10 protein-coding genes are annotated in these 11,719 nt (G+C 62.0%); 2 read left to right on the plus strand and 8 right to left on the minus strand.

The genetic code is table 11. The annotated features are described in order from the left end of the window. Positions 1-16: 16 nt before the first annotated feature. The 7 genes from tatC to QWU00_RS05430 form a co-directional block, all read right to left on the minus strand. Positions 17-826, minus strand: coding sequence for a twin-arginine translocase subunit TatC (gene tatC / locus QWU00_RS05400; RefSeq protein WP_035379019.1), 810 nt, complete (start codon positions 824-826; stop codon positions 17-19). Then, positions 823-1,641 (minus strand): Sec-independent protein translocase protein TatB, encoded by an 819-nt coding sequence (gene tatB, locus QWU00_RS05405; protein WP_081938998.1) that lies wholly within the window; start codon positions 1,639-1,641, stop codon positions 823-825. The genes tatC and tatB overlap by 4 nt, the downstream gene beginning before the upstream one ends. Before the next feature lie 138 nt (positions 1,642-1,779). After that, positions 1,780-3,330 (minus strand): SMC-Scp complex subunit ScpB, encoded by a 1,551-nt coding sequence (scpB, locus tag QWU00_RS16900; RefSeq protein WP_408860584.1) that lies wholly within the window; start codon positions 3,328-3,330, stop codon positions 1,780-1,782. Beyond that, positions 3,327-4,397, minus strand: coding sequence for a segregation and condensation protein A (locus QWU00_RS05415; protein WP_035381250.1), 1,071 nt, complete (start codon positions 4,395-4,397; stop codon positions 3,327-3,329). Before QWU00_RS05415 ends, scpB begins: the two co-directional genes overlap by 4 nt. 325 nt (positions 4,398-4,722) lie before the next feature. Further along, positions 4,723-5,802, minus strand: a complete 1,080-nt coding sequence (locus QWU00_RS05420) for an SPOR domain-containing protein (protein WP_035381254.1) — start codon at positions 5,800-5,802, stop codon at positions 4,723-4,725. Beyond that, positions 5,802-7,589 (minus strand): arginine--tRNA ligase, encoded by a 1,788-nt coding sequence (gene argS / locus QWU00_RS05425; protein ID WP_035381256.1) that lies wholly within the window; start codon positions 7,587-7,589, stop codon positions 5,802-5,804. Before argS ends, QWU00_RS05420 begins: the two co-directional genes overlap by 1 nt. Positions 7,590-7,630: 41 nt before the next feature. Beyond that, entirely contained in the window at positions 7,631-8,824 is a 1,194-nt protein-coding gene (locus QWU00_RS05430; RefSeq protein ID WP_035381258.1) for a deoxyguanosinetriphosphate triphosphohydrolase, read from the minus strand. A gap of 190 nt (positions 8,825-9,014) precedes the next feature. Here QWU00_RS05430 and QWU00_RS05435 point away from each other — a divergent pair, with 190 nt between their 5' ends. Then, positions 9,015-9,386 carry a HesB/IscA family protein gene (locus QWU00_RS05435; protein ID WP_035381260.1) on the plus strand — a complete coding sequence of 124 codons (372 nt, stop codon included), beginning with the start codon at positions 9,015-9,017 and terminating at the stop codon, positions 9,384-9,386. After that, positions 9,383-10,168, plus strand: a complete 786-nt coding sequence (locus QWU00_RS05440; protein WP_035381262.1) for an exodeoxyribonuclease III — start codon at positions 9,383-9,385, stop codon at positions 10,166-10,168. The genes QWU00_RS05435 and QWU00_RS05440 overlap by 4 nt, the downstream gene beginning before the upstream one ends. Here QWU00_RS05440 and QWU00_RS05445 read toward each other — a convergent pair. After that, positions 10,153-11,631 (minus strand): sugar porter family MFS transporter, encoded by a 1,479-nt coding sequence (locus tag QWU00_RS05445; RefSeq protein ID WP_035381264.1) that lies wholly within the window; start codon positions 11,629-11,631, stop codon positions 10,153-10,155. The genes QWU00_RS05440 and QWU00_RS05445 overlap by 16 nt on opposite strands. Positions 11,632-11,719 lie beyond the last annotated feature (88 nt).

Raw genomic sequence — 11,719 nt, forward strand, 5'->3', positions numbered from 1 at the left:
TTGGTTGCGTCTTGCTTCAGTCCTGCTCCGGCTGTGGAGCATCCAGCGGGCGTTTGGGCTCCACAAGGCGGGCGGACAGAATGGAAATCTCGTAAAGGAGAACGAGCGGCACGGCCAGCCCGATCTGGGTAATGACATCTGGCGGCATGAGAATGGCGGCAATGACAAACGCCGCCACAATGGCGTACCGGCGGAAGCGCCGCAGCATGTCAGACGTGACAATGCCAACGCGGGCCAGCAACGTAAGCACTACCGGCAGTTCAAACGCCACGCCAAACGCCATGATGAGCTTCATGACGAGTGAGAGATATTCAGACACCTTGGCCTGAAGTTCGATCTGCACTCCGCCACTGTTGCCCGGTGTCTGAAAAGACAGGAAAAACCGCCATGCTATGGGGAATATGAAGTAATAGGCCAACGCTGCTCCGAGCACGAACAGCACGGGTGTTGCCAGCAGAAACGGTGCAAAAGCGCGTTTTTCCGAGCGATAAAGGCCGGGGGCAATAAAGATCCATGCCTGAATGGCTATAACCGGAAAGGACAGAAACGCCGCCCCGAAGAACGCCACCCGGATATAGGTAAAGAAGGCTTCATACAGCGCGGTGTAGATCAGATGCGGCTGCTCGCCCTGCTGGCGCATGATCTCACCCAGAGGGCGGGCCAGAAACAGGTAGATATCGCCCGCATAATGGTAGCACAGGGCAAAGCACACCAGAAACGCGGCCCCGGACCACAGCAGCCTGCGGCGCAGTTCAAGAAGATGGTCAATCAGCGGCATGGGCTGATCGTGAATCGGATCGTCGTGCAGGGTCTCGTTCTCCGTCATGACTGACTATCCGGCTGGGCGCTCGGGCTGGCGTCCGCTCCATGAGCGGTGGGGGTGGCGTGCATGGCGGCGTGGGCTTCTGGCGGCATGTAAGCGGGTTTTTCCTCCACTTCGGTGGAAGTGACCGGAGGGGCAGAACCGCTTGCGGCCTGCGCAACGGCGGCATCTGAACCCGTATGACTCCCTGCCGCGGGGCCACCCGGGCCGGGCGCTACACTGCGGCCACCATGCAGCACACGCACGGGCGGCAGAATGGCAGGCGGAAACAGTCGCTCCCGCTCCCGCACAATGCGGCGCACAATACCGGGTGGCAGCTCTGGCGGCGCATCTTCCAGCTCTTCCAGCACGGAAGGGCTATCATAGTCGTAAAGCGTACTCTGGCCGCCGGGCACGGGCGGCAGGCTGGGCAGCCCGACGCTGCGTTCCTCCAGCATGGCGGAAGAGCCCGCGGGAGCCCCCGGTGTGTGCGCAGGCGCTGCATCCAGCGCGCGCGGGCCAGCCGGCGCACGCATCACTGGCCCATCAAGCGGGGAGGATTCAAATGTGCGTTTCAGCGAGCCATCGGAATCAATGGCCTTCATGATCCGCCCGCGCACGTTCAGGTTGCGCAGGTCCCGCATGTGCTCCCGCACCTCGCCCAGATCGGCCTCGCGCACCATTTCATCAACGTGGGACTGAAATTCTCCCGCCAGATTACGGGCTTTCTTGACCGCCTTCGCCAGTCCGCGAATAGCCACCGGCAGATCCTTCGGGCCGATCACCACAAGAGCAACCGCACCGATCAGGGCAATCTCGGACCAGGCAAAATCAAACATCGGCAGGACCACTCAGCAGCATAACGCCGGAAGAAGGGAGTTTCTTCCCACAGGCAGGGCTCTTGTTTTCACGCATGCAACAGCCCACCCCACCCTGCCGGGTGCTGGTGGGTCTGACACACAGATGCCGTTGGTCTATCACGACCGCTCCGGCGGGAAAACCGTTCCCTCCGCAGGCGTATCCTGCACACTCCCCTCCGGCCCAGCATCGGCGGGACCACTGGTGCCACCATCGGGGGCCTCACGCGGGCTATCCGGCTCTTCAAAGGCGGAGAACGCATCGTCCTCCACCGTGTTTTCGTCGACCGCGCTCAGGTCCGGGTCTGTCTCCACAGGGTCTCCCACCTGCGGCGCGGAGGTATCGGACTGAGAGGCAGAAACGTCATCCTCGTCGCGCGCTTCCGGATGGTCGGTGCCTTCTGCGTCCGGCTCGCCCATGGCTGCTTCCGTTGCCTCTCCGCTGGCAGCACCTGTCGCGCCGGAGGGCTCGGAGGATTCCGCTGATGCCGTCGCTGCTGCGGAGTCTGGGCCACCTGTATCTGAAGTCTGTCCCTCCGCCTCGGGCGCATCCTCCTGCTGGTCGCCTGAGGGTGTCCCATCCTGCTGAGCAGCGGCCTGAGCGTCTTCCTCACCGTCCGGGGCGGAGGCGGGCGCATCAGCGGACGGCAGGCGCGGGTCTGCTTCCAGATTGGGCACATCCACCAGCAATTCTTCACGCCGGGGAAGGTCCGAGAGGGCACGCAGACCAAAATGACGCAGGAAATCGGGCGTGGTGCCCCACAGCACAGGGCGGCCCGGCACTTCCTTACGCCCACGCGGCGCGATCAATGAGGCCTCGATCAGCGTATCCAGCACGTTCTGCCCAAGGCTGACACCACGAATTTCTTCAATTTCCACACGGGTGCAGGGCTGATGATAGGCAATGATAGCCAGTGTCTCCATCACCGCACGCGGCAGGCGGCGTGGGCGTTCCAGCACACGGGTAAGCGCCGGCGCCAGATCTGGCGCGGTGCGGAACTGCCAGCCCCCCGCCACTTCAACGGGTGCAACGCCCCGGCCTTCATACCGGGCCACAAGGGCAGCCAGCACGGCGTTCACAAACGCAGCCAGATTGTCCACCCCATCAGGAATAAGCTGCCGGGCTTCCAGCAACTCCGCCACCCGACGGGTGCTGACAGGCTCCGTTCCGGCAAAGATCAGCGCCTCCGCCAGCCTTACGGCATCATCCGGCACCGTGAAGGATGGCTCCAGCATCGGGTCGGGTAATTTTTCTGCTTCTGCTTCTGCTTCTGCTTCTGCTTCTGCTTCTGCTTCTGCTTCTGCTTCTGCTTCTGCTTCTGCTTCTGCTTCTGCTTCTGCTTCTGCTTCTGCTTCTGCTTCTGCTTCTGCTTCTGCTTCTGCTTCTGCTTCTGCTTCTGCTTCTGCTTCTGCTTCTGCTTCTGCTTCTGCTTCTGCTTCTGCTTCTGCTTCTAAAGCCGTGCTGGTCTGGGGTGAGGCGTCAAGCGAAGATGAGGTGGGTGCCACTCTTTTTTCGGCTTCCCCTGCTGCCGGTTGCGCAGGGTCTGTCAGTGCCGCGTGGGTGGGTGCGGCCTGCGTGTTATCCGCCATATCGGGCTGATCCGGGCTGGAAGGGGTGTTCTGCTGCGGGGTCTGCGGCATGGGGGGAACATCCGGGTTGGTGGTGGTCATGCGTTGTGTCTCCCCCGCTTGCCTTTACGCCGCTTTGACGGCTGCTGGTCTGATGCTGCCTGCACTGCTGCATCGGTGCCCTGCTCTCCCTCCGCCGGACTATCCTCGGCGGCTGCGTCTGGAGCGGGAGGTGTTTCCTCATCCTCCACAGGGTCAATTGGTCCTTCATGGGGGCGAAGCAGGATCTGGCCGAAAGTTTCATCCTGCCGCAGTTCAAGCCTGCCACTTTTGGCCAGTTCCAGCCCCGCAATCAGCGTGCCGGCCATGGCGGCGCGGCGCTGGCGGATGGCATCCTCCCCCACAGCGGCCTCTGGCAAGGCGTCTGGCAGGAAGGCGTCAAGACTGTTCCAGCCCGGCGGCGTTTCTCCCAACAGCCGGGTCAGGCGGGAAAGCGCATCCTGCACGGTCCAGAACCGGATGGTGCGCGGGGCATAGATCCGCTTGCGGGCCGTGCGGCGCATGGCGGCCATATAGGCCCGCATAAGCTGCGGCATATCCAGCGCCAGACCGGAGCGATCAATTTCTATCAGGGTTTCACTCTCGCCGCGCGCCCAGACATCGCGCCCCAGCCGGGGGCGGGCATCCAGCCAGCGGGCCAGTTCCCCCATGCAGGCCAGTTCAATCAGCCGTTCCTGCAACAGTTCGGCGGCTTCCTCGCCCTCCATGGCCAGATCATCTTCGGCGGGCAGCAACAGGCGGGATTTCAGCCACGCCAGCCAAGCGGCCATTACCAGCCAATCCGCCGCCAGTTCCAGCCGCACCTTGCGGGCGGATTCCACCACGGCCAGATACTGTTCCACCAGTTGCAGAATGGAAATGCGGCTTAAATCAACCTTTTGCGCCCGTGCCAGATCCAGCAGCAGATCCAGCGGGCCTTCAAACCCATCCAGATGCAGCACGGGTACGCGGGGCACGGCCTCTTCCGTGCTTGCACTGGCAGCGCCGGGCTGCTCCGCTCCCGCTTCAGGAGACGCTGTTTCCTGCGGTGCCGGAGAAACGCCGGTTGCCAGCGTCTCGTCCGGGGCCGGGGCATCAGGGGGAAGTGCAGGCCGCTGATCGGCGTCCATTTGTCAGGTCTTGCCTTATCTGTGGCTTACAAACATGGGTGGAGGTGCTCTTTACTCAGGCTGCCTGTTTGGCTGGCCACCCGGACTGGGCCCACAGCAACCGCATCACGCACGGGCTGACACCCCCAGAGCCGAAACGCCCAGACCAATACCGGCTGAAAAAAGCGTTGCCCCCAGAAGCGAGCATCCGGGACGGCATAACCCGCTTTTGTGACTGCACCGCATGGTCTTTCATGCAAGCACCCCGGCTTTTACGCCGGGAAGAGCCGAACGCCCCGTGAGAACCTTGGCCTTTAGCACATGCGGGCCAGCTGCCGCGCTGCGGTTACTGGTGCACCTGCGCACAGGCCAGCCCACGTTCCCGCACCGCGTTGCAGAAGGTCCTTGTCTCGGCAGTGGAGGCAAAGCCCGCCACCCGCAGACGATAGAACACTGCGTTATCACGCTGCACTTTTTCCACCATGGGCGTGCGGTCTGCAAACAGAGTGGGATACCGCGTTTTCAGGCGGCTCCATTCCTGCTGCGCCTGCGCTTCAGACTGCAACGCCGCAAGCTGCACGCGATATTTGCCACCGGAAGAGGCCGGGAGCGGCGCAGCGGCAGGAGCCTGTTCCACCTTCCGGGCGGCTGGCGGTGCTGCGGAATCGGAAGCCGCTTTGCGGGCCGGAGTTGCAGGTGCTGCCGGAGTGGTCTGCGGCTGGGCAGCCTTGCCGGTAGCCGCGCCGGAGGCCGCTGCGGCATCACCGGCAGCGGATTCATCCGTTGTGCCGTTGGAAGAATCGGGCAGGCTTGTAGGCTGCTGATCTTCCGCTGTTGGCTGCGCACCGGCAGCCCCCCCTGCCTGAGACTGATCTGTGCCCTGGGCACCAGCATCAGTCCCTTTGGGTCCGGCTTCCTTGATGTCCGGGTCATCCCCCGTGGCGTCTGCCGCTTTTTTCGCGTTGTCCGCGGCCTCCGTGCTGGCGGCCTGCTGCCCGTATTGCTGGGCCAGCGCGGTGGGGTTGGGTTTTTCAGGCGCGGGCACCGGATGAGCCTGCCCGTCATCCGGCGTATCAGGCATGGCCACGCCATCAAGCTGCATCCCACCCGGATCAACTGGCTTGGTGCGCATGGCAACAGGCGGTGGCCCCATGACGGGAATACCGCTCTGATGGTGGCCCAGCAGGGCCCAGCCGCCAATACCCAGCACCAGCAGCCCCCCAAGGCCCGCAGCGCCATAGACCAGCTTGCGGGTTCCGGCATCACTGCTCAGAAACTGGGTGAGAACACTGGACGCAACACCCCCCTTGCCTGCTGGCCCTGCGGGCCGACGGGGAGGCAGGGTGTCATCATAATCCGTGCTCATGCGCTCACGCGCGCGGCTGATCCGGTTATCTGACGAAAAATCCTTGTTATCGTCACTCATCAGCGCATTTCCTCTACGGGTTCCACGCCCATTACAGCCAGACCAGACCGGATAACCGTGGCGGTGGCGGCAACAAGCGCCAGCCGCGCACGGGTTGCCTCTGGCGCATCCGGCTGAAGGAAGCGCAGGGATGCATCATCCCGGCCACGGTTCCACAGGGCATGGAAGTCACTCGCTACGTCTGCCAGATAGAAGGCCACGCGATGGGCCTCCCGCGCAAGGGCTGCGGACTCAATCAGGCGTGGCCATTCCGCCAGACGACGCAGCAGCGCCATTTCCGCATCGGCTTCCAGCGTGGTCAGGGGCACCTGTGCCAGTGCCTCTGCCGTTACGGGGCCGTAGCTGCCATCTTCCTGCGCCATGCGCAGAACGGAGCGGCAGCGGGCGTGAGCATACTGCACATAAAAGACCGGGTTATCCCGCTGCTGCGCCACCACCAGATCGAGATCAAACTCCATCTGGGCATCGCTCTTGCGGGTGAGCATGGTGAAGCGCACGGCATCCTTGCCCACTTCATCAATCAGGTCCCGCAGGGTGACAAAGGTGCCCGCGCGTTTGGACATTTTAACCGGCTGACCATCCCGCAGGATATGCACAATCTGGCACAGCACCACTTCCAGCGGCACGGTATCATCCGTAACGGCACGCACGGCGGCCTTCATGCGTTTGACGTACCCACCATGGTCCGCGCCCCACACGTCAATCAGCACCTGCGCGCCACGGGCCACCTTATCCGCATGGCAACCGATATCATTGGCGAAGTAGGTGTTTGTGCCGTCAGACTTCTTCAGCGGGCGATCAACATCATCCCCGAACTGGGTGGAGCGGAACAGAAGCTGTTCACGTTCTTCCCAATCGTCCGGCAGCTTGCCTTTGGGCGGTTCCAGCACGCCTTCATACAGCAGGCCTTCCTTGTCCAGCCGGGTGATGGCGGCATCCACCACACCATCGCGCAGCACCTGAGCTTCGGACGTGAAGACATCATGATGCACGCCAAGGGCGGCCAGATCTTCCTTGATGGCCGTCAGCATATGCGCCACGGCAAAGCCGCGTACGGTTTCAAGCCATGTTTTTTCAGGGGCCGGGCGTGCGCCGTCTTCGGCCAGTTTGTCCCCATATTCGGCCACCAGTTCAGCCGCTACGGGAATAAGGTATTCACCCTTATATTGCAGCCCGCCGGGTGTGAGGTCTGAAAACGCATCTTCCGTCAGGGTGGTGCCCAGCGCCTGCAAATAACGCCAGTAGGTGGCCCAGGCCAGCGCCTTTACCTGTGCGCCGGCATCATTGATGTAGAATTCCTTGGTGACATCAAACCCGGCCTTGGCCAGCAGGTTGGCCAGCGCATCCCCCACCACGGCGCCACGGCAATGGCCCACATGCATGGGGCCGGTGGGGTTGGCGGACACATATTCCACATTCACCCGCACGCCTTTGCCGGATTGCGAATCGCCATACCGTTCACCCGCCTTGAGCACGGCAGGCAGAACGGAGCGCAGCACATCCGGGGCCAGTGTGATGTTCACAAAGCCGGGGCCAGCAGCGGCCACCTTGGCCACGCCATCCACCTTTTGCAGGGCGGCAACCAGATCAGCCGCAATATCGGCCGGTTTGCGGCGGGCCGCCTTGGCCAGCAGCAGGGCGGCGTTGGTCGCCATATCCCCATGCGCGGGGTCGCGCGTGGGGGTTACTTCAACGCGGGCCAGTGTTTCTTCCGGCACGTCGGGCAGCAGCCCTCGCACGGCGGCCAGGACATGGTGACGATAAAGCTGGAACAAACACTCAGACATGCCGACAAAATTCCCACTACAAAAGCGATCGAGCCGCGTTTTCAGCCCGGTACTGACAGATCAGTCAACCGGCGATGTTCTTCCATGGCGTAGCGATCCGTCATGGAAGCCACGTAATCCGCCACTGTACGGCGTATGGTGGCGTCATTACCCGCCAATGCAGTTTCACGCCAGCGGTCTGGCAACAGCTTGGGCGACTCCACCAGAATGGTGAACAGTTCCGCCGTGACATGCCGGGCCTTGTACGTCATACGGTTGACGCGCCAGTGCCGGTACAATTTGGCGAACAGGAACTTACGGATGCCCTTGTTGGCCTCCGCCATGGCGGGGCTGAATGCCACCACCGGCGCGGATGCGGCGCGGATATCTTCCACACTGCGCGGCGCAAGGTCCTGAAGGTTCTTGCGGGTGCACACCAGCACATCCGTGGCCAGCGCATGAATCACACGGCGCACCATTTCATGCCGGATACGCTGGTTTTTCTGCGGCATGTCTGCTGGCAGATCCGCCGCCAGCGCCTGAGCCTGCGCCAGCGCATCCCCCACCAGCGGCACGTCTTTCAGGTCTTCCAGCGTCAGCAGGCCGGATTTTACACCATCATCCAGATCATGCCCATGATAGGCGATATCATCCGCCAGCGCCGCCACCTGCGCCTCTGCCGAGGCATAGGTGTGCAGGTCCAGCGGCCACTGGGCATCAAACTCACGCAGCCACGGCGCGGGCTTTTTGACCGGCCCATTATGTTTGGCCAGCCCTTCCAGTGTTTCCCATGTCAGGTTCAGGCCATCAAAGGCCAGATAGCGGCGTTCCAGCAGCGTCACCTGCCGGAGCGCCTGGGTGTTGTGGTCAAACCCCTCCCACGGCTGCATCTGGGCGGCCAGCGCATCCTCCCCCGCATGGCCGAAGGGCGTGTGGCCCAGATCATGCGCCAGAGCCACGGCTTCTGTCAGGTCTTCATCCAGTTGCAGAAAGCGGGCCATGGAGCGCGCAACCTGCGCCACTTCCAGCGAATGGGTCAGACGGGTGCGGAAAAAATCACCTTCATGGTTGATGAACACCTGCGTTTTATATTGCAGGCGGCGGAAGCCTGAGGAATGCACAACGCGGTCCCTGTCCCGCTGCCAGGGCGAACGGGTGGGAGATTCATCCTCCGCATGCAGGCGGCGGCCACGGCCTTCGCCCGGCTGCACTGCATAAGGGGCAAGAAACAGATGGGCTGCGGCCTGTGCTGGCATGGGTGTGTAATCCTGCTCCGTCACGGTGTTCCGGGGCGGGCGTAGGCTGCCCCGCTGGTGCGGCAAAACTGCGTTTCAGGCAGGTTCCACCACATAAGATGCGCCGCACCCTAAGCCATTACTTGAAAATTGACCATCTCTGCCCCCATGCCCCTTCAAACTGCCCTCCCCCCGCGCTATCTAGTGGAGTATGACCCAGCCCCAGCCCTTTACCGTGTCTGAGGCCGCCGCCACGCGGATTGCCTCGGTTATTGCCAAACGCAAGGCCACTGCCACCCCGGAGGGCGCACCCCCGCCAGCCGCGCTGCGCGTGGCGGTGGAAGCCGGAGGCTGCAATGGCTTCCAGTATCAGTTCACGCTGATCGGGCCGGAGGCGATTGCCCCGGATGATACGCACATTGAAAAAGGTGGCGCGCTGGTGGTAGTAGACCCTGCCAGCCTTGATCTGCTTACCGGGGCGGAGCTGGATTTTACGGACAAGCTGATGGGAGCGCATTTTGCGGTGAACAACCCCAATGCAGCGTCCTCCTGCGGATGTGGCACGAGCTTTTCCGTCGCATGAAAATAGCGACCTGGAACGTTAATTCCGTTCGCCAGCGCCAGCACCTGATTCTGGACTGGCTGGAGCGCGAACAGCCTGACGTGCTGATGATGCAGGAAATCAAGTGCGAGACCGCGCAGTTTCCTGCCGAAGCCTTTCAGAAAGCCGGGTATGATTGTGCCGTTGTGGGCCAGAAATCCTATAACGGGGTGGCTACGCTGGTTAAAAGCGGGATGGAGATCACCACGGATCATCTGCCGGGGTTTGACCATCCGGTGGCCCGTTATGTGGAAGTGCGCACGCAAGGGCTGACACTGGGCAATTTGTATCTGCCCAACGGCAATTCCGGCGGAGAGGATGGTTACGCAACCAAGCTGGCGTTTTTTGATGCCCTGACAGCCCGCGCCCGCGCATTTTTGCAAACGGATACGGATTTCATTCTGGCTGGCGACTACAATGTCTGCCCGACACCGGAAGACTGCGCCCCCGGTGCCCTCGGCCCCGATGACGCACTGGTGCGCCCGCAAAGCCGTGCGGCCTACCGCCGCCTGTTGTGGCTGGGCCTGACAGACGGCCTGCGCGCGCTGCATCCCTCTGGCCCGGCCTATACGTTCTGGGATTATCAGGCCGGAGCCTGGGCCCGGGATTGCGGGCTGCGGATTGACCACGCCCTGCTCTCCCCCCGTGTGGCGGAACGGCTTGAAACCGCCTGGCCGGACCGGGATGAACGGGCGATGGAACGCCCGTCCGACCATGTGCCACTGATTGTTACCTTGCAGGACAAGGCTCAGGCTACGGCCTGAGTCCCTGCTTCCTGCGGGGTGGCGGGACCGCCAATATCGCGCAGGCGTTCACCGCGCATCAGGTTATCTTCAATATCTTCCAGTGATGTGCCTTTGGTTTCCGGCACAAACAGCAGTGCCACCACCAGAAACAACATGTTGAACCCGGCCAGCATCCAGAACGTGACGGAATCTCCCAGCACGGTCATGCAGGACAGGAAGACGGTGCTGATCAGCCAGTTGGTTATCCAATTGACAAAAGTGGAGCACCCAATGGCGAGGCTACGCCCCTTCAGCGGCTGAATTTCCGAGCACAGGGTCCATGGCAGCGGCCCTTCCCCCAAGGCGTAGCCCAGAATAAACGCGACCAGCGTGCCAATAATCAGCACAGCACCCAACGGTCCATCCACATGAAGCTTCAGCACAAACCCGAACAGAACCAGACTGAGGCTGGCAATAATGCAGCTTGTTACCAGCAGCGGACGACGCCCCCAGCGGTCGATCAGAAACAGGGCGGCAACGGTGGCCGCCAGATTGGCCACGCCCAGCAATGTTGTGGCCCAGATGGCGGCTGCGCTGCCAAAATGCGCGCGTTCCAGCACTTTGGGCGCATAATACATCAGCACGTTAATGCCCGTAAGCTGTTGCAGCGCCTGAAGGGAAAGCCCCAGAAAGAAGCTGCGGCGGAAGGGTGCACTGGTTTTGAACAGTTCAAATCCGCTCACATTTTCCTTGTTCACCTGCTGGCGGATACGCGTGAGTTCACGCTTGGCTTTCTCGCTACTGTCGCGCAGCATGTGCAGCACGCGGGAAGCCTCCTTGTGCCGCCCCTGTGTGACAAGCCAGCGCGGAGAATAAGGCACCACCAGCGTGCTGAGCAGAAAGAACACGGCCGGGATGGCGGGAATGCCCAGCATCCAGCGCCAATGACCGCCGCCAGCCAGCAGACTGTCTGAAAAATAGGCCATCAGCATGCCGATGGTAATGGCCATCTGATACAGGGAAATCATACGCCCGCGGTCTTTTTGGGCGGTAATTTCAGAAATATAGAGGGGTGCGGCAAAAGCAGCCAGACCAACGCCCAGACCCAGCACCACACGGCCTGCCATCAGCACGGGCACGGAATGGGCAAAGCAGCACGCCGCCGTGCCTGCCAGAAACAGCACGGCCGCACAGGAAAGCGTGATACGCCGCCCCCATTCCCGCGCCAGAAAGGAAGCCAGCAACGCACCCCCGGCTGCCCCCAGCATAAGAGTGGAGACAATCCATTCATCCGTAACGGTTGTGGTATGAAATTCCAGCCCAATAAAATGCAGAGCTCCGGCAATAACGCCGGTATCCAGCCCAAACATCAACCCGGCGAGCCCCGCAGCCAGCGCAAAAAGGGACGCCTGCCCCAGCCATGGGCCGGCAGAGTTACTGCTATTATCTTGTGGTTTTTCTTCATGGCTTCTGTTCAGTTCAGAACAGCCGGTTCCCTGCACAATGGACCTCCGCTTTTGTTATTATGTTATCTCAGCATCACAACGTTCTATGCCTGCGGGGGTTGTGATTTTTTTTGCAACCACGCTT

Origin of the sequence: Acetobacter tropicalis, assembly GCF_030644465.1 — a bacterium.
GTDB lineage: Bacteria > Pseudomonadota > Alphaproteobacteria > Acetobacterales > Acetobacteraceae > Acetobacter > Acetobacter tropicalis.